The following is a 17,045-nucleotide window of genomic DNA, read 5'->3' on the forward strand; positions in this document are numbered from 1 at the left end:
CCGTGCTCATGGTGCGCGGCGTGTCACCTTGCCTTCGAACACCTGTTCGCTACTGTGGTGATCATTCGGCCGGAGTCACTTGTCGGTGGTGCGTTCTAGTCTCGCAGCCAACCGACCGGAACCCCGGTCAACCGCACGACTACGGAGAGGTACTCCCATGGCGCCACAGGCTCCCGATCGCGAAAAAGCACTCGAACTGGCGATGGCCCAGATCGAGAAGAACTACGGCAAGGGTTCGGTGATGCGCCTCGGTGAAGAGGTCCGCCAGCCCATCTCGGTCATCCCCACCGGCTCCATCTCGCTGGACGTGGCGCTGGGTATCGGCGGTCTGCCGCGGGGCCGCGTCGTCGAGATCTACGGCCCGGAATCTTCGGGTAAGACCACCGTCGCGCTGCACGCGGTGGCCAACGCCCAGGCCGCCGGCGGCATCGCGGCGTTCATCGACGCCGAGCACGCGCTCGATCCCGAGTACGCCAAGAAGCTCGGGGTGGATACCGACGCCCTGCTGGTGTCCCAGCCCGATACCGGTGAGCAGGCGCTGGAGATCGCCGACATGCTGGTGCGGTCCGGGGCCATCGACCTGATCGTCATCGACTCGGTTGCCGCTCTGGTCCCGCGCGCCGAGATCGAGGGTGAGATGGGTGACAGCCATGTCGGTCTGCAGGCCCGCCTGATGAGCCAGGCGCTGCGCAAGATGACCGGCGCGCTGAACAACTCGGGCACCACCGCCATCTTCATCAACCAGTTGCGCGAGAAGATCGGTGTGATGTTCGGTTCGCCCGAGACCACGACCGGTGGTAAGGCGTTGAAGTTCTACGCCTCGGTGCGCCTGGACGTGCGTCGCATCGAGACGCTCAAGGACGGCACCGACGCCGTCGGTAACCGCACCCGCGTCAAGGTCGTCAAGAACAAGGTGTCTCCGCCGTTCAAGCAGGCGGAGTTCGACATCCTATACGGCCATGGCATCAGCCGCGAGGGCTCGCTCATCGATATGGGTGTCGAGCACGGCTTCATCCGCAAGTCCGGTTCGTGGTTCACCTACGAGGGTGAGCAGCTGGGACAGGGCAAGGAGAATGCCCGTAAGTTCTTGTTGGAGAACGTCGATGTGGCCAACGAGATCGAGAAGAAGATCAAGGAGAAGCTCGGCATCGGAGCCGTGCTGACCGATGATGACGTTCTGCCCGCCCCCGTCGACTTCTGAGAAGCCGGCCGGTCCCAAACGGGAAGAGCAGGCGCGGGACGTATGCCTTCGCCTGCTCACCGTCCGGGCCCGCACCCGGGCCGAGCTGGAAACCGCGCTCACCAAACGCGGCTACCCTGATGATGTCAGCGCTCGGGTGCTCGACCGGCTGGTCGAGGTGGGGTTGCTCGATGACGCGGCATTTGCCCAGGAGTGGGTGCGCAGCCGTCGGGCCAATTCGGGAAAAGGTAAGCGCGCGTTGGCCGCCGAGTTGCGTACCAAGGGTGTCGATGCCGAATTGATCGCCGAGACGCTCGACAGCGTCGACGCGGGGGAGTGGCGGGTCCAAGCCGAGCGCCTGGTCGCCGACAAGTTGCGTCGGGAACGCCTCGATGACGAGCTGAAGGTGACCCGCAGATTGGTCGCGATGTTGGCTCGCCGCGGGTACAACCAGGGCATGGCCTATGACGTGGTCAGCACGCAGCTCGCGCAGGAACGCCAGCGCCGGGCGGTTTAGATCAGCACGTCGAGCACCTGCGGCAGCGTTGTCACGCCGTCGGAGCCGAGGAAATGCCCGGCTCCCGGGACTACGACGGTGGTGGTGCCCAGCGACGCGGCGAGGCGGTCGGTGTGTTCGATCGGGACGTAATCATCTGCATCGGAACGGAACAACGCCAGCCGGTCGATACGTTCTGCCAGCCCGTTCACGGGGCAGCCGCCGCTGATGTAGTCGTCGAGGTTCGGTAGGGCCGGGCACGGATCGACGAAACCGGCAACCAGGACCAGCGCGCCGAGTCGCCACGGTGTGCGAAGTGCGGCCAAGTATCTCAGCACGGTGAGGCAGCCGAGACTGTGTGCCACCACGGTGGTCTGCTCGTCAGGGACGCCGATGGCGTCACCCGCGGTACGCAACCACGGGCCGGGCTCTGGCGCCTCTGGAGTGGGCATGGCCGGTACCGCGGTGGCTATCCCGAGGGTGCCGAGCTCCTCGGCCAGCCAGCCGAACCAATGATCCTGTGGGGTGGCCGAGTATCCGTGGATGATCACGGCACGCCGTGCGGTTGTCGATGTCATGCACCCGACGTTAAAGATTGACGCCAGCGTGAATGTCAAGACCGAGTCCGGAATCCGCCGACGTGCTGATCGGTGAGCTCGCCGCGGCGGCCGGTGTCAGCACCCGCGCGCTACGTCACTACGAGGACCGGGGATTGCTGGTTCCGGGCCGCACGGCCAATGGTTACCGACGGTACGGCCGCCAGGACGTCACCCGCGTGCTGCAGATCCAGCTGATGATCGGCGCCGGACTCGGCACGTCGACCATTCGGCAGTACCTCGACTGTGCCCGCACCGATGAACGGGGGACATTCCTGCACATGTGTCCCGACCTGCGGGCCGCTCTCGACGAGGTGGCGGGCCGTCTCGACGAGCGTCAGGCCCAGCTCGACGAGACCCGGTTCCGGTTGCGGATGTTGGCTGCGGGAGCGACTACCTCAGATCAAGAACCCGCCGTCGACGTTCAAGTTGATGCCGGTGATGTAGCCGGAGTCGGGGGCGGCCAGAAAAGCCACGGCGCTGGCGACATCGCCGGTCTGCCCATAATGGCCGACGGCCAGTAGCGGGGTCATCTGGTCGGCGAGCGGGCCCTCGGCGGGATTCATATCGGTCGCGATCGGCCCCGGCTGGATGTTGTTGACGGTGATACCGCGCGGCCCGAGCTCGCGGGCCAGCCCGCGGGTGAACCCCGCGACCGCGGCCTTGGACAACGCATACACCGAAAAGGCCGGTACCGGAACGCGCTCGGCATTCACACTGCCGATGTTGATGATGCGCCCGCCCGTGCCGAGGTGCGGTACGGCGGCCTTGGTGGCCACGAAAACACCGCGCACGTTGATGTCCACGATGCGGTCGAATTCCTCGAGGTCGAAGTCCTCGATGAGTGCGCCGGAGGCGACACCGGCATTGTTCACCAGGATGTCCAGACCGCCGAGTTCGGCGGCGGCGGACTCGACGGAGGCCGTGACCGCCTGCGCGTCGGCGGAATCGGCCGCAATGGCCACCACCTTGCCGCCCGTGGTGGTCAGTTCGTCGACCAGCTGTTGTGCCGGGGTCGGCGAGGAGTTGTAGGTGAAGGCGACCGACGCTCCGTCGGCGACGAGGCGGCGCACGATCTGAGCGCCGATACCGCGCGATGCGCCGGTCACCAAGGCGCGGCGGCCTGCCAGGGGTGCGTTACGTGTGTTATCGGTCATGACGTCCTCCGAGAGCTGGAACGGTTCGTGCGAACCGATCGGTTGTTGACCCTGTTGAGATAACAGTGCACACCGTGCTTCATTCCCGGCGTGATTCGGCGCGTCCGAACATGGCTACTGCAGCCCGCGTTCCAGCGCGGCCAGCAAGCGCAGCGTCGCGGGAAGATCGCGGTGGTCGTCGAGGGCGCCGCCGATGGCCTCACCGATGACAGATGCCCATACGGCGCGGATTCGGGCGAGATCTTCGGCGGCCAGTTGTGTTGTACGGAGCAGGAATTGGCGATTGTCGGCGGGATCCGGCGATCGTTCGACCAAACCCTTGCGTTCCAGGTCGCGCAGTGCCCGGCTCAGGTTGCTGCGCTGCAGGTCTGTTCCGGCGGCGACCGCGCTGGGGCCGATACCGGGGTGGTGGTCGATATACCGCAGCACTGTCACCTCGGTCGTGGAGAGGTCGAGTACGGACGGATCTGCCGTGGTGCGGGCCCGGATCGCACGGGACACCGCCATCAGGAGGTCGGCCAGGTCGGCGAGCTGCTCGGTGTGCGGGGGTCGAGCTTGCATGATCGCCACCCTACCTGATAGTTATAGATATATAACTATCATTTGATAACCAATTTGGAGATGCTGCATGACCACCTCTGTCGACACCCCGCGCGCGGACGCGGCACCACGAATCACCGTCGGCCTACTCGTCACTCTCGCGCTGTTGTCGGCGGTGGCCCCGTTCGCCACCGATCTCTATCTGCCCGCCTTCCCCGAGATGGTCGACGATCTGCATACCTCGCCGACCACCGTGCAGCTGACCCTGACCACGTTTCTGATCGGCCTGGCGCTGGGACAGTTGATCTTCGGCCCGCTCTCCGATCGCTACGGGCGGGTGAAGCCGCTGTGGATCGGTGCCGCGATCTGTGTGGGTGCCAGTGCGATTGCGGTGTTCGCGCCCACCATCGAGGTGCTCATCGCCGCCCGGCTGGCTCAGGGCTTGACGGGTGCGGCGGGCATGGTGATCGGCCGCGCCATCATCTCCGACCTGGCCACCGGCCGTGCCGCCGCCCGGGCGTTCAGCCTCATGATGATCGTCGGCGGCGTCGCTCCGATCATTGCTCCGCTGGCCGGCGGTTTCCTCGTCGGTCCGTTGGGTTGGCGCGGCGCACTGGCGATCATCCTGGTGCTGGTCGCGCTGATGCTCATCACCGCGCTCATCGTCATCCGCGAGACGCACACCGAGGAGCGTCGCACCGCGCTGCGCGCCGAGAAAGCCACCGCGGGCTCGCCATTGCGTCAGTTGCTCGGGCGTCGATACATCGGCAACGTCGTCGCATTCGGCTTCGCCTTCGCGGTGCTGATGGCTTACATCTCGGCCTCACCGTTCGTCTACCAGACGATGATGGGCCTGAGCGCCGCCCAGTACGGCGCGGTGTTCGGTGTCAATGCTCTCGGCCTGCTGCTGGTCAGCGCGCTGAGCGCCCGCCTGTCGGCCCGCACCGAACCGCATGTACTGGCCGCCGCCGGACTGGCCGTCATCACCGTCGCCGGCGTCGTCGTGCTGGCGCTGGCCTACACCGACCTCGCGGCGGGCTGGCTGGCGCTGCCGCTGTTCGCCGCCGACGCCGGCATGGGTCTGATCTTCGGCACCACGACCGCGCTGGCACTGTCGGCCGCGCCGCGGGCGGCAGGTAGCGCCTCGTCTGTGCTGGGTGCCATCCAGTTCCTGTTGGCCGCAGCCGTCTCGCCTCTGGTGAGTCTGGCCGGGGAGCACACCGCGGGCCCGCTGGGCATCGTGATGGTGTCCTGCTCGGTGATCGCCTGCGCCGGTCTGGCGCTGGCCCGCAATCACACTGCCGGACCGTCCTGATCCAACGGTTTGGCGGCCAACGGTTCCGGGCCCTTCTTGGACCGGCGCAGTCGCGCTTCCAGCCGTGTCGCGAAGGCCGAGAGGGCGAAATTCAGCCCGATCATCAGCACGGCGATGACCATCAGTGCCGGGATGTAGTTGCTGTAGGCAGAGCCGACACTCTGGGCCTGGCGCACCATCTCCACGAACGTGATCTGATAACCGATCGCGGTGTCCTTGAGCACGACGACCATCTGGGACACCAGGACCGGCAACATCGAGGTGATGGCCTGCGGGAGCTGCACACTGGCCATCGTCTGCGTCCACGTCATACCCAGCGCCGAGGCGGCCTCGGCCTGGCCGCGGGGCAGCGCGTGCACACCGGTGCGCACGATCTCGGCGATGACGGCCGCGTTGTACAACGTCAGGCCGGTGATCACCCCGGCCAGGGCCAGGTACTCCGAGGCGAACACCCCGTACATCGCGAACAGCGCGTAGGAGAACAGCATCATGATCAGCACCGGGACCGCGCGGAAGAACTCCACGAACACGCCGCAGCCCCAGCTGATGGCACGCACCGGCGAGAGCCGGCCGATCCCGAGCAGGCAGCCCAGCACCAGGGCCAGCACGATCGACACCGCAGCGGCGGTCAGCGTGCCCTCGATACCGGGCAGCACATAGGTGGTCCAGAGATCAGCGGTGAAGAACGGCTCCCACTTGGCGGCATCGAACTGCCCGGCGGCGGCGAATTTCCACCCCACCCATCCCAGTACCGCGGCGAAGACCAGGACCGTCAGCACGGCCAGGATCTGGTTGATCTTGCGCGCGCGGGGACCGGGCGCATCGAACAAAACGGACGAGCCCGTCATCAGTGCTCTCCGTTCTTCGCGCAAGCGCTCACGCGGTATCTGTTCTTCGCGCAGGCGCTCACGCGGTATCTGTTCTTCGCGCAGGCGCTCACGTGTTGTCTGTTCTTCGCGCAAGCGCTCATCACCGAAGCACCGCCCAGCGCTTGCCCAGCCACCCGAACAGCAAGCCCATCGGCAGGGTCAGGATGACGAACCCGATGGCGAAGATGCCACCGACCACCAGCAGTGCCGAGGTGTTCTCCACCATTTCCTTCATCAGCAGTGCCGCCTCGGCGACGCCGATCGCCGAGGCGATGGTGGTGTTCTTCGTCAACGCGATCAGCACCGAACCAAGTGGGATGATGACCGCTCGAAAAGCCTGCGGCAGCAGGATGATCCGGAGATTCTGCGAGAAGGTCAGGCCGAGCGAGCGCGCCGCCTCGGCCTGACCCATCGGCACGGTGTTCACCCCGGAGCGGATGGCCTCACATACGAACGCCGCGGTGTAGACCGTCATTCCGAGCACCGCCAGGCGGAAGTTGCTGTCGACGATCGACGTCGGCGACGTCGGGTCGGTCAGCGTGATGTGCAGCGTGTTGGCCAGGCCCAATGAGCAGAACACCAGGATCAGGGTCAGCGGGGTGTTGCGCACCACGTTGACGTAGCTGGTGCCCACCGCCCGCATCACCGGTACCGGTGAGAGCCGCATCGCGGCCAGCACGGTGCCCAGCACCAGTGCACCGATCCCCGCGTACACGGTCAGCTCGATGGTGACCAGGAACGCAGCGAAGATCCGGTCCTGATACTCGCTGAAAACTTCCACCCGGTGGGATCCGCTACTTCGTGACGGCGGGCGGCTGGGGTGTGGCGATACCGGCGGGGCCCAAGTTCTTCTCGAACGCCGCGGCCCACTTGCCCTCGGTCTCCATCTTGGTGATGGCGTCGTTGATCTTGGTCTGCAGCTCGGCGTCGTCCTTCTTCAGCCCGATGCCGTAGTTCTCCTCCGAGAACGGTTCGCCGACGAGCTTGAAGGTGCCCGGCTGTTGGGCGGCGTACCCGGCCAGGATCACCTCATCGGTGGTCACCGCATCGATCGCGCCGCTCTTGAGCGCCTCCACGCAGGCCGAGTAGGTGTCGTACTGCTGTAGCTGAACGCCGGGGTACTTGTCCTTGATGCGCTGGGCCGGGGTCGAGCCGGTGACCGAGCACAGCTTCTTGTTGTTCTCCAGCGATTCGGCGCCGACGATGTCGGAATTGTCCGCCCGCACCAACAGGCTCTGGCCGGTCACCAGATAGGGACCGGCGAAGCTGACCTTCTCCTTACGTGCATCCGTGATCGAGTAGGTGGCGGCGATGAAGTCGACCTGTCCGTTCTGGATCAGCGTCTCGCGCTGGCCGGACGGGGCTTCCTTCCACTCGATCTGGTCGGGGGTGTAGCCCAGCTGCTCGGCCACATAGGTCGCCACGTCGACGTCGAACCCGCTCATCGACCCGTCGGGGTTCTTCAGCCCGAGGCCCGGCTGGTCGAACTTGGTACCGATGACCACCTTGTTCTCGTCACCACCCGATCCGCCACCACAGGCGGCCAGCGTCAGCGGCAAAGCTGCGGCCAGTACGGCGGCAGCGGCCACCCGAACTCGAAATGACATCACGTGCTCCTTCGATTCAGTGATTGAGAATCTTGCCGAGGAAGTCCTTGGCACGGTCGGATTTCGGATTGCCGAAGAACTCCTCGGGCTCGGCGTCCTCGACGATCGCGCCGTCGGCCATGAAGATCACCCGCTGCGAGGCGCGCCGCGCAAAGCCCATCTCGTGGGTGACGACCAGCATCGTCATCCCCTCGGTGGCCAGATCGGTCATGACGGCCAGCACCTCGTTGATCATCTCGGGGTCCAGCGCGCTGGTCGGCTCGTCGAACAGCATCACCTTCGGATTCATCGCCAACGACCTGGCGATGGCGACCCGCTGCTGCTGCCCACCGGAGAGCTGCGCGGGGTACTTGTCGGCCTGATTGGCAATACCGACCCGATCCAGCAGCTTCATCCCCTCGGCGCGCGCCGCGTCCTTGGCGATCTTGCGCACCTTGATCGGGGCCAGCATGACGTTCTCGATGATCGTCTTGTGGGCGAACAGGTTGAACGACTGGAACACCATGCCGACGTCGGAGCGTAACTGGGCCAGCTTGCGGCCCTCGGCGGGCAACACCTCACCGTCGATGGTTATGGTCCCCGCATCGATCGGCTCAAGCCGATTGATGGTGCGGCACAAAGTGGATTTGCCCGAACCCGACGGACCGAGCACCACGACGACCTGACCGCGCGGGACGTCGAGATTGATGTCCTTGAGCACGTGGAGATCGCCGAAATGCTTGTCGACAGCCTGCATCGAGATCATCGGGACCGAAGCCGCGGTGGTCATGGGCTCTGACCCTACCCAGGGAACGCTCAGGATGGGCGGTATCGACACCCCCGTAACATGAACGTCGTGAGTTCCATGGTTGCTGCCGACGCACAGGCGGATCCTGCGGCACCGGCCGAGACCGACGTGCGCACCTATCAGGTGCGCACCTACGGCTGCCAGATGAACGTGCACGATTCCGAACGGCTGTCAGGGCTGCTCGAGGCCGCCGGTTACGCGCGCGCCGCCGAGGGCGCCGACGCCGACATCGTGGTGTTCAACACCTGCGCGGTGCGCGAGAACGCCGATAACAAGCTCTACGGCAATCTCAGTCACCTCGCGCCGCGCAAGGCGGCCGATCCGAACATGCAGATCGCGGTCGGCGGGTGTCTGGCCCAGAAGGACCGGGACACCGTCCTGAAGAAGGCCCCGTGGGTGGATGTCGTGTTCGGTACCCACAACATCGGGTCGCTGCCGGTCTTGTTGGAGCGGGCCCGACATCAGCGGGTGGCTCAGGTCGAGATCGCCGAGGCCTTGCAGGAGTTTCCGTCGGCTCTGCCCGCCGCTCGCGAATCAGCCTATGCCGCTTGGGTTTCCATCTCGGTCGGCTGCAACAACACCTGTACGTTCTGCATCGTGCCCGCGTTGCGCGGCAAGGAGGTCGATCGCCGTCCCGGTGAGATCCTGGCCGAGGTGCAGACGCTGGTCGACCAGGGTGTGCTCGAAGTCACGTTGCTCGGCCAGAACGTCAACGCATACGGCGTCTCCTACGCCGATCCGACGATCCCGCGTAACCGGGGCGCCTTCGCGGAGTTGTTGCGCGCCTGCGGAACCATCGACGGGCTGGAACGGGTGCGGTTCACCTCACCGCATCCGGCCGAGTTCACCGACGATGTGATCGAGGCGATGGCCGCCACGCCGAATGTCTGTCCGACGCTGCACATGCCGTTGCAGTCCGGATCCGACCGCATCCTCAAGGCGATGCGCCGCTCCTACCGAGCCGAGAAGTTCCTCGGCATCATCGACCGCGTCCGGTCCGCCATCCCGCATGCGGCCATCACCACCGACATCATCGTCGGGTTCCCCGGCGAGACCGAAGAGGATTTTGAGGCCACCCTCGACGTGGTGGCCCGGGCGAGGTTCGCCAGTGCCTTCACCTTCCAGTACTCCAAACGGCCAGGCACCCCCGCCGCGACGCTGCCCGACCAGCTACCCAAAGAGGTTGTCAGCCAACGGTATCAACGGCTCATCGATCTCCAGGAACAGATCTCGTGGTCGGAGAACAAGGCCCAGGTCGGGCGTGAGGTCGAGTTGTTGGTCGCCGCGGGGGAGGGCCGCAAGGACGCTGCGACCGCACGCCTGTCCGGCCGAGCACGTGACGGCCGGCTGGTGCACTTCGACGCCGGCGGCGCCGACATCCGCCCCGGCGACATCGTCACCACCACGGTGACCCGGGCTGCCCCGCACTTCCTGGTCGCCGACGGCCCGGTGCACACCCATCGCCGCACCCGTGCCGGCGATGCGCACGCCGCCGGCCTGCGGCCGGTGACCGGCGTCGGCCTGGGCATACCGGGCATCGGCGCGCCACCTGCAGCCACCTCCACCGATTGTTCGACGTCTGGATGCGCATTGTGAGTGAGAAGAACCCACCGGAGTTCGAGGACTTCAAGGATGACCTGGAAGCGGCCGAACGTCGCGTCGCCGCCGAGATCGACCCCGGTGCCCGTGCGATGGTGGTGGCGGTCTGCGTCTTCGTGCTGCTCGGCACCTTCGTGCTGCCGCACACCGGTTCGGCGCGCGGACTCGACATCCTGGTGGCCAGCGATGTCGCGCACAGCACCGGCCTGTCGTTGCCCTCACGCGTATTCGTCTGGTTGGCGCTGGTCTTCGGTGTCGGGTTCTCGATCCTGGCGCTGCTGACCCGGCGCTGGACGCTGGCCTGGATCGCACTTGCCGGCACCACCGTCGCCTGTCCGGCGGGCATGCTCGCGGTGTGGTCCCGGCAGACCGCAGGCGGTGATCTGCCCGGTCCAGGGATCGGCCTGATCATCGCCTGGATCGCGGTGCTGGTGCTGGCCTTCCACTGGGCACGCGTGGTGTGGACGCGTACCGCGGTGCATCTGAGTGCCGAGGAAGAGCGACGCGCGGCGATCGCCGCCCAGCAGCGTAAGTCGCTGCTGGACGACGAGGGCTAACGCTTCTTGGTGACGGCCTCGGCGGCCGTACCCGCCCACTCGCGCCACTGCGCGGCACTGGCCCGGGCCTTCTCGGCATCCTTGGTCTTACCGGCCGCCTCGGCCTTCTCCGCCTGGCGCTCGAACTGCTCGGCCCGTTCCCGGAACTGGTCGGCACGGGCCTTGGCCTCGGCATCGGTGTGATCGACGGTCTGCGCGTCGCGGACCTTCTTCTCCACCGCCCGCAACCGGCGTTCCAGATCCGCCGAACGCTCGCGGGGTACCTTGCCGATGGCATCCCACTTGTCGCCGATGTTGCGCAGCGCCGACAGCGCGGCCTTGGGGTCGGAGATGTCGATGCGCTCGGCCTCGGCCAGCAGCTTCTCCTTGGCGTCGGCATTGGCGCTGAACTCGGCGTCCCGCTCGGCGTGTACGGCGTTGCGGGCGGCGAAGAAGGTGTCCTGGGCGGCCTTGAAACGTGCCCACAGCGCATCGTCGACATCCTTGGCCGCACGCCCGGCCGCCTTCCACTGGGCGAGCAGATCGCGGAAGGTCGCCGCGGTGGCGGCCCAGTCGGTGGAGTCGCTGAGCTTCTCGGCCTTCTCACACAAGGCCTCCTTCGCCTGGCGCGCACCGACGCGTTCACGGTCGAGCTCGGCGAAGTGTGAACCACGGCGCCGGTTGAACGTCTCGCGCGCCGCCGAGTAGCGCTTCCACAGCGCGTCATCGGTCTTGCGGTCCAGCCCGGTGATGGTGCGCCATTCGTCAAGGATGGCGCGGAGCCGGTCGCCGGCGGCCTTCCACTGGCCGGTGGCGTTGGCGATCTCCTCGGCCTCGGCGGCCAGGGCTTCCTTGCGTGCGGTCTGCGCCGCACGGTGCTCATCGCGGCGTGCGCGTTCCTCGGCGGCGGCCCCGTCGGCGTGTTCGAGAATGCTGTTCAACCGGGCCTGCACGGAGTCGACATCGCCGAGAACCGCGGCCGTGGGCAGCGTCTCCAGTAGCGCCGTGGCGGCGGACTTGATCTTGCGGGCATCACCGCTGCCGGAGGCCAGCCGGGTTTCCAGCAGCACGACCTCGGTATTGAGGTCATCGAAGCGGCGACCGAAATGGGCGTAGGCCGCCTCGGCGTCACCGGCCTGCCAGGACCCGATGACACGCTCACCGGCCGAGGTGATCAGCACGACCGTGCCATCGTCCTCGACACGGCCGAAGCGGTGCGGGTCCACCGACGGCGGCACGACCGGTGCCGCGGCGGCCGCCGGCCGGGGATGGGGTGCGGGCCGCGGTCCGGGCCGTGGGATCGGTTTCGGTGTGGGTTTGGGTGCCGACGTGTCGGCGGTCTCGCCCGGCCCTGAATCGCTGGTTGTCATCTCTTCCTCGCACTCCCGCGCGGTTTGACCCGCGCACCTGCCGCGCGACGCGGCGCCCGATGCTTCCGCACGTTATTCAAGCAGGTCGGTCCAGTCCGTGCGCACAGCTTCGCGATGCGTGCGCGATCTGCGGTTGCGATCCGAACCGCTTTACGGGCAACCTCAGGACCCAAACCCTTCAGGAGGCCGCGTTGGACAAGGCGGATATCGCCGCACTGCTGGCGCTCGGTGCCGCCCTGTTCATCGCCATCGGCGATGTCATCCACCAGCGCTCTGCCCACGAGGTGACCGACGAGGACGTCAGCCACCTCGCGCTGTTCCTGCGACTGCTGCGCGACCGGGCCTGGTGGGTCGGCAGCCTGGTCTCGGCGGTCGGGTTCGGTTTGCAGGCCGCGGCACTGGGATTCGGATCGGTGCTTCTGGTGCAGGCGCTGTTGGTGACCTCCTTGCTCTTCGCGCTGCCCCTCAATGCGCGGGCCTACCGGCGCCGGGTGACCCGTTTCGAATGGACGTGGGCGGTGCTGCTGGCGATCTCGGTGGCGGTGATCGTGACCGTCGGGAACCCCACGGAGGGCCAGGCCCGCGCCGGGACGGAGGCCTGGCTGGCCGTCATCGCCGTGCTGGGCCCGCTGCTGGTGCTGTGTGTGGCCGGAGCGCGGATCTGGTCGGGCAAGCCGATCGGCGCGATCCTGCTTGCGGTGGTGTCGGGCGCGCTGTGGGGGATCTTCGCGATCCTCACCAAGGCGGTGGTGGACCGACTGGGCGACGGGTTCGCAGAGCTGCTGCGCACTCCGGAGCTGTATGCGTGGGCGCTGGTCGCGGTGGCGGGCACCGCCTATCAACAAGCGGCCTTCCGAGCGGGCGCGATCACGGCGTCGCTACCGACGATGACGGTGACCGAACCGGTCGTCGCGTCTGCTCTCGGCGTGGTGGTGTTGGGGGAGACCTTGCGTCCCGGAGAGGCGGGGTGGATCACCCTGGTGGCTGCGGTGGTGGTGATGGTCGTGGCGACCGCTGCGCTGGCGCGTGGCGAGGCGGGCTGGGCCGACGAGGAGGTTTCGCCCGCGCGCTAGCGTGAAGGCGTGTTGGCGGCCATTGCACTGATTCCATCCGCGCCGATCCTGGTGCCGGAGTTGGCCGGAGCGGCGGCCGAGGAGGTGGCCGATCTGCGGGCGGCCGTACTGACGGTCGGCGCCCAGCTGCCGTCACGCTGGGTCGCCGTGGCCGCGGGTCAGGGCTCTGCCGTCGTGGGCCCGCAGGCGGTCGGAACCTTCGCCGGTTACGGTGCCGACATCGTCGTGAGGTTGTCGCCGGGGTCGGACGGCGCGGTGACCGACCTGCCGCTGGCCGCGTTGATCACCGGCTGGGTGCGCGCCAACGCCGCGCCCGACGCCGTGGCCGAAGTGCACATCGTCGGACCGGACACCGATACCCGATCCCTGCGTGCGGTCCTGGACGCCACCGGTGACCCGATCGGCGTGCTGGTGGTCGCCGACGGCGCAAATACCCTGACCCCCACCGCGCCGGGTGGGTTCGATCCCGATTCGGCGCAAGGGCAGCGCCGGCTCGACGATGCGCTGGCCGCCGGTGACACCGCGAACCTGGCCGACGTGGCCGTCGGTGCGGTGGGGCGCGATGCCTATCGGGTGGTGGCCGACCTGGTCGGTGCGACACCGGTGGTGGCGCATGAGCTCTACCGCGGCGCCCCGTACGGGGTCGGCTACTTCGTCGGGACGTGGCGGCTGTGACCCCAGCGCTGCGGCCGGTCGCCGTGATCGGCCCGACCGGCACCGGGAAGTCCGCGCTCGCGCTGGCACTGGCCCACCGACTGGGTGGCGAGATCGTCAACGCCGACGCCATGCAGCTCTACCGCGGTATGGACATCGGCACCGCCAAACTGCCGCCCGAGCAGCGCGAAGGCATCGTCCACCACCAGCTCGATGTCCTCGACGTCACCGAGAACGCCTCGGTCGCGCGGTATCAGCACAGTGCGGCCGCCGATATCGAGGCCATCCTGGCGCGTGCAGCTGTGCCGGTGATCGTGGGCGGCTCGATGCTCTACATCCAGTCCCTGCTCGACCAGTGGTCGTTTCCCGATACCGATCCCACGGTGCGGGCCAAATGGGAGGCCCGGCTGGCCGAGGACGGGGTGGCCGCACTGCACGGCGAACTGGCGCGCGTCGATCCCGCCGCGGCGGCGGCAATTCTGGACACCGACGCCCGCCGCATCGTGCGGGCGCTGGAAGTCGTCGAGTTGACCGGTGAACCGTTCGCCGCGTCCGCGCCACGGATCGGCAATCCGCGGTGGGGCACCCAGATCATCGGATTGGACTGGGAGACAGGCGCGCTCGATACCCGCTTGCGCGCGCGCACCGAGGCCATGTTCGCCGACGGACTGGTCGGAGAGGTCGGCGGCCTGATCGAGCGCGGCCTGCGCGACGGGGTGACCGCCGCCCGCGCGATCGGCTACGCCCAGGTGCTCGCGGCGCTGGATGCCGGCGATGATCCCGATTTCGCCGGGGCGCGCGAAGCCACCTTCGTGGGCACCCGACGGTATGTGCGGCGGCAGCGGTCATGGTTCCGGCGTGATCATCGGGTCCGGTGGCTGGACGGTTCGCGCGATGACCTGGTCGAGGCCGCGCTGAGTATCCTGGACGGGTGATACTGGGCATCCCCTTCGTCAAGGGACACGGAACGCAGAACGACTTCGTCGTGCTGCCCGACCTGGATGCCGAACTCGAACTGCACGCCGACTGGGTGGCCACCCTGTGCGACCGGCGCCGCGGCCTCGGCGCCGACGGGGTGCTGCGGGTGACGACCGCCGCCGCGGCCCGGGCGGCCGGGGCGTTCGCCGTGCTGCCCGAGGGGGTGGCCGGCGACGACTGGTACATGGACTACCGCAACGCCGACGGCTCGATCGCCCAGATGTGCGGTAACGGGGTGCGAGTGTTCGCGCACTATCTGCGTGCCGCCGGTCTGGAGCACCGTGACGAGTTCGTGGTGGGCTCGTTGGCCGGGCCACGACCGGTGGTCGTGCGGATCGACGCCGGCGAGCGCGCGCGGGCCGAGGTCACCGTGGACATGGGCAAGGCCGTCCTGCTGGGGACCGGTTCGGCCGTGGTCGGCGGGCAGAGCTTCACCGGGCTCGGCGTGGATGTCGGCAATCCGCATCTGGCCTGCGTCAGCGATCTCAGCGCCGCGCAGCTTGCCGCCCTCGACGTGGCAGCCCCGGTGTCCTTCGATACCGGTCAGTTCCCCGAGGGTGTCAACATCGAGGTGCTCACCCGCCCTGAGTCGGGCGCGGTCAGCATGCGGGTCCATGAACGCGGAGTCGGCGAAACACGTTCCTGCGGAACAGGAACCGTTGCGGCGGCGTTGGCTGCCCTGGTGGACGGCGGCGATGACACCGGGACCTTACGGGTCCGTATCCCCGGCGGCGAGGTCACCGTCACCATCACCGAGGCCACCAGCTACCTGCATGGTCCGTCGGCCCTGGTGGCCCGCGGTGACTATGCGGGCGATTAATCACATGCGTGCAGCCCGGGCGGCATGTCACCATCGAAAGCACATATGACTGAATTTTCTCCGAACAATCCCGTACCCAGTACCGGTGAACTCGCCCTGGAAGACCGGGCGGCCCTGCGCAGGGTCGCCGGACTGTCCACCGAGCTCGCCGATATCTCCGAAGTCGAGTATCGCCAGCTGCGTCTGGAGCGCGTGGTCCTGGTGGGGGTGTGGACCGAGGGCAGCGCGGCCGATGTCGACGCGAGCATGGCCGAACTGGCCGCGCTCGCCGAGACCGCAGGCTCGGAGGTCCTCGAGGGTCTGGTGCAACGCCGCGACAAGCCCGACGCCTCGACCTATATCGGTTCCGGCAAGGCCATCGAGCTGCGTGAGATCGTCGAGGCCACCGGTGCGGACACCGTCATCTGCGACGGCGAGCTCAGCCCCGCCCAGCTCAACGCCCTGGAGAAGGCCGTCAAGGTCAAGGTGATCGACCGCACCGCCCTGATCCTGGACATCTTCGCCCAGCACGCGACGAGCCGGGAGGGCAAGGCGCAGGTGTCGCTGGCCCAGATGGAGTACATGCTGCCGCGACTGCGCGGTTGGGGTGAATCGATGTCCCGGCAGGCCGGTGGCCGGGCCGGTGGTGCCGGTGGCGGTGTGGGTACTCGCGGCCCTGGTGAGACCAAGATCGAGACCGACCGGCGCCGCATCCGCGAGCGGATGTCCAAACTGCGCCGCGAGATCAAGGATATGAAGAAGATCCGCGACACCCAGCGCGGCAGCCGTCGGCGCAGCGATGCCGCCGCACTGGCGATCGTCGGCTACACCAACGCCGGCAAGTCCAGCCTGCTCAACGCGCTCACCGGGGCCGGCGTCCTCGTCGAGAATGCGCTGTTCGCCACGCTGGAGCCGACCACCCGGCGTGGGGAGTTCGAGGATGGTCGCGCGTTCGTGCTCACCGACACCGTCGGGTTCGTCCGCCACCTGCCAACCCAGCTGGTGGAGGCGTTCCGGTCCACCCTGGAGGAGGTGGCCGACGCGGAGTTGCTCATCCACGTGGTCGACGGCTCCGATGCCACCCCGCTGGCCCAGATCCAGGCGGTGCGTACGGTGATCAACGATGTCGTCACCGAATACGGCATCGCCCCACCGCCGGAACTGTTGGTGGTCAACAAGATCGACGCGGCGGGTGATCTCGCGCTGGCACAGCTGCGGCGTGCGCTGCCGGACGCGGTGTTCGTCTCGGCGCACACCGGGGAAGGCCTGGCGCAGTTACGTACCCGGATGGCGGATCTGGTCGAGCCGACCGACGCGTTCGTCGACGTGACGTTGCCCTACGAGCGCGGCGACCTGGTGGCCCGCGTCCACGCCGAGGGGCGCATCGAATCGACGGAACACACCGACAAGGGAACCAAAATCGCTGCCCGCGTGCCGGTTCCGCTCGCGGCAGCACTCGGGGAGTTCAGTAACTGGTAGTCGACACGGG

At 67.5% G+C, this 17,045-nt stretch carries 18 protein-coding genes and 1 pseudogene; 11 read left to right on the plus strand and 8 right to left on the minus strand.

From position 1 onward, the window contains the following. The first annotated feature begins 157 nt into the window (after positions 1-157). Together recA and recX are read left to right on the plus strand one after the other, a co-directional pair. A complete protein-coding gene (gene recA / locus IC40_RS0112540; protein WP_030135059.1) occupies positions 158-1,201 on the plus strand; it encodes a recombinase RecA in 1,044 nt (347 codons plus the stop codon). Further along, positions 1,170-1,697: a recombination regulator RecX gene (recX, locus tag IC40_RS0112545; RefSeq protein WP_030135060.1), complete on the plus strand. Its 528-nt coding sequence runs from the start codon at positions 1,170-1,172 to the stop codon at positions 1,695-1,697. The genes recA and recX overlap by 32 nt, the downstream gene beginning before the upstream one ends. Here the strand turns inward: recX and IC40_RS0112550 are convergent. After that, positions 1,694-2,254: an RBBP9/YdeN family alpha/beta hydrolase gene (locus IC40_RS0112550; protein ID WP_030135061.1), complete on the minus strand. Its 561-nt coding sequence runs from the start codon at positions 2,252-2,254 to the stop codon at positions 1,694-1,696. The two genes, recX and IC40_RS0112550, sit on opposite strands and share 4 nt — an antisense overlap. Before the next feature lie 32 nt (positions 2,255-2,286). On the opposite strand from IC40_RS0112550, the pseudogene IC40_RS28245 reads away from it, so the two are divergent. After that, positions 2,287-2,505, plus strand: a pseudogene (locus tag IC40_RS28245) (MerR family transcriptional regulator); the annotation flags it as partial. 165 nt (positions 2,506-2,670) lie between these two features. On the opposite strand, the gene IC40_RS0112560 reads toward IC40_RS28245, so the two are convergent. Further along, a complete protein-coding gene (locus IC40_RS0112560; RefSeq protein ID WP_030135063.1) occupies positions 2,671-3,429 on the minus strand; it encodes a 3-oxoacyl-ACP reductase family protein in 759 nt (252 codons plus the stop codon). 114 nt (positions 3,430-3,543) lie between these two features. After that, entirely contained in the window at positions 3,544-3,990 is a 447-nt protein-coding gene (locus tag IC40_RS0112565; RefSeq protein WP_030135064.1) for a MarR family winged helix-turn-helix transcriptional regulator, read from the minus strand. A 67-nt stretch (positions 3,991-4,057) separates the two neighbouring features. Here IC40_RS0112565 and IC40_RS0112570 point away from each other — a divergent pair, with 67 nt between their 5' ends. Beyond that, a complete protein-coding gene (locus IC40_RS0112570; RefSeq protein WP_030135065.1) occupies positions 4,058-5,284 on the plus strand; it encodes a multidrug effflux MFS transporter in 1,227 nt (408 codons plus the stop codon). On the opposite strand, the gene IC40_RS0112575 is transcribed toward IC40_RS0112570, so the two are convergent. From IC40_RS0112575 to IC40_RS0112590, 4 genes are all read right to left on the minus strand, one after another. Next, entirely contained in the window at positions 5,263-6,132 is an 870-nt protein-coding gene (locus tag IC40_RS0112575) for an amino acid ABC transporter permease (RefSeq protein WP_030135066.1), read from the minus strand. The genes IC40_RS0112570 and IC40_RS0112575 overlap by 22 nt on opposite strands. A gap of 121 nt (positions 6,133-6,253) precedes the next feature. Further along, on the minus strand, positions 6,254-6,934 hold the full coding sequence (locus tag IC40_RS0112580; RefSeq protein WP_030135067.1) for an amino acid ABC transporter permease: 681 nt from the start codon (positions 6,932-6,934) through the stop codon (positions 6,254-6,256). 13 nt (positions 6,935-6,947) lie between these two features. Continuing rightward, positions 6,948-7,760, minus strand: a complete 813-nt coding sequence (locus tag IC40_RS0112585; protein WP_030135068.1) for a glutamate ABC transporter substrate-binding protein — start codon at positions 7,758-7,760, stop codon at positions 6,948-6,950. Between the two features lie 16 nt (positions 7,761-7,776). Continuing rightward, entirely contained in the window at positions 7,777-8,505 is a 729-nt protein-coding gene (locus tag IC40_RS0112590) for an amino acid ABC transporter ATP-binding protein (protein WP_036461747.1), read from the minus strand. Between the two features lie 99 nt (positions 8,506-8,604). On the opposite strand from IC40_RS0112590, the gene miaB reads away from it, so the two are divergent. Both miaB and IC40_RS0112600 read left to right on the plus strand, forming a co-directional pair. Further along, on the plus strand, positions 8,605-10,143 hold the full coding sequence (gene miaB / locus IC40_RS0112595) for a tRNA (N6-isopentenyl adenosine(37)-C2)-methylthiotransferase MiaB (protein WP_030135070.1): 1,539 nt from the start codon (positions 8,605-8,607) through the stop codon (positions 10,141-10,143). Next, complete coding sequence (locus IC40_RS0112600) at positions 10,131-10,703, plus strand: Rv2732c family membrane protein (RefSeq protein WP_030135071.1); 573 nt, start codon at positions 10,131-10,133, stop codon at positions 10,701-10,703. The genes miaB and IC40_RS0112600 overlap by 13 nt, the downstream gene beginning before the upstream one ends. Here the strand turns inward: IC40_RS0112600 and IC40_RS0112605 are convergent. Next, entirely contained in the window at positions 10,700-12,052 is a 1,353-nt protein-coding gene (locus tag IC40_RS0112605) for a DUF349 domain-containing protein (RefSeq protein ID WP_030135072.1), read from the minus strand. The two genes, IC40_RS0112600 and IC40_RS0112605, sit on opposite strands and share 4 nt — an antisense overlap. Positions 12,053-12,243: 191 nt before the next feature. Here IC40_RS0112605 and IC40_RS0112610 point away from each other — a divergent pair, with 191 nt between their 5' ends. From IC40_RS0112610 to hflX, 5 genes are read left to right on the plus strand one after another with little or no spacing between them, the layout of a single operon-like run. Then, complete coding sequence (locus IC40_RS0112610) at positions 12,244-13,125, plus strand: DMT family transporter (RefSeq protein ID WP_030135073.1); 882 nt, start codon at positions 12,244-12,246, stop codon at positions 13,123-13,125. Between the two features lie 9 nt (positions 13,126-13,134). Next, complete coding sequence (locus tag IC40_RS0112615; protein WP_030135074.1) at positions 13,135-13,800, plus strand: class III extradiol ring-cleavage dioxygenase family protein; 666 nt, start codon at positions 13,135-13,137, stop codon at positions 13,798-13,800. Positions 13,801-13,808: 8 nt separating this feature from the next. After that, on the plus strand, positions 13,809-14,714 hold the full coding sequence (gene miaA / locus IC40_RS0112620; RefSeq protein ID WP_030135075.1) for a tRNA (adenosine(37)-N6)-dimethylallyltransferase MiaA: 906 nt from the start codon (positions 13,809-13,811) through the stop codon (positions 14,712-14,714). Between the two features lie 8 nt (positions 14,715-14,722). Continuing rightward, the gene (gene dapF, locus IC40_RS0112625; RefSeq protein ID WP_030135076.1) at positions 14,723-15,577 is read left to right on the plus strand and encodes a diaminopimelate epimerase; all 855 of its coding nucleotides are present in this window, start codon (positions 14,723-14,725) and stop codon (positions 15,575-15,577) included. A 45-nt stretch (positions 15,578-15,622) separates the two neighbouring features. Further along, positions 15,623-17,035: a GTPase HflX gene (hflX, locus tag IC40_RS0112630; RefSeq protein WP_030135077.1), complete on the plus strand. Its 1,413-nt coding sequence runs from the start codon at positions 15,623-15,625 to the stop codon at positions 17,033-17,035. The last annotated feature ends 10 nt before the right edge of the window (positions 17,036-17,045 follow it).

Source organism: Mycolicibacterium neoaurum ATCC 25795 (assembly GCF_000691525.1).
In the GTDB taxonomy this organism is placed as follows: domain Bacteria; phylum Actinomycetota; class Actinomycetes; order Mycobacteriales; family Mycobacteriaceae; genus Mycobacterium; species Mycobacterium neoaurum.

Bases quoted from the DNA above. Each gene is read 5' to 3' on its own strand.
- recA (WP_030135059.1), top strand. From the start codon at position 158: ATGGCGCCACAGGCTCCCGATCGCGAAAAAGCACTCGAACTGGCGATG.
- recX (WP_030135060.1), top strand. From the start codon at position 1,170: ATGACGTTCTGCCCGCCCCCGTCGACTTCTGAGAAGCCGGCCGGTCCC.
- IC40_RS0112550 (WP_030135061.1), bottom strand. From the start codon at position 2,254: ATGACATCGACAACCGCACGGCGTGCCGTGATCATCCACGGATACTCG.
- IC40_RS0112560 (WP_030135063.1), bottom strand. From the start codon at position 3,429: ATGACCGATAACACACGTAACGCACCCCTGGCAGGCCGCCGCGCCTTG.
- IC40_RS0112565 (WP_030135064.1), bottom strand. From the start codon at position 3,990: ATGCAAGCTCGACCCCCGCACACCGAGCAGCTCGCCGACCTGGCCGAC.
- IC40_RS0112570 (WP_030135065.1), top strand. From the start codon at position 4,058: ATGACCACCTCTGTCGACACCCCGCGCGCGGACGCGGCACCACGAATC.
- IC40_RS0112575 (WP_030135066.1), bottom strand. From the start codon at position 6,132: ATGACGGGCTCGTCCGTTTTGTTCGATGCGCCCGGTCCCCGCGCGCGC.
- IC40_RS0112585 (WP_030135068.1), bottom strand. From the start codon at position 7,760: ATGTCATTTCGAGTTCGGGTGGCCGCTGCCGCCGTACTGGCCGCAGCT.
- IC40_RS0112590 (WP_036461747.1), bottom strand. From the start codon at position 8,505: ATGATCTCGATGCAGGCTGTCGACAAGCATTTCGGCGATCTCCACGTG.
- miaB (WP_030135070.1), top strand. From the start codon at position 8,605: ATGGTTGCTGCCGACGCACAGGCGGATCCTGCGGCACCGGCCGAGACC.
- IC40_RS0112600 (WP_030135071.1), top strand. From the start codon at position 10,131: ATGCGCATTGTGAGTGAGAAGAACCCACCGGAGTTCGAGGACTTCAAG.
- IC40_RS0112605 (WP_030135072.1), bottom strand. From the start codon at position 12,052: ATGACAACCAGCGATTCAGGGCCGGGCGAGACCGCCGACACGTCGGCA.
- hflX (WP_030135077.1), top strand. From the start codon at position 15,623: ATGACTGAATTTTCTCCGAACAATCCCGTACCCAGTACCGGTGAACTC.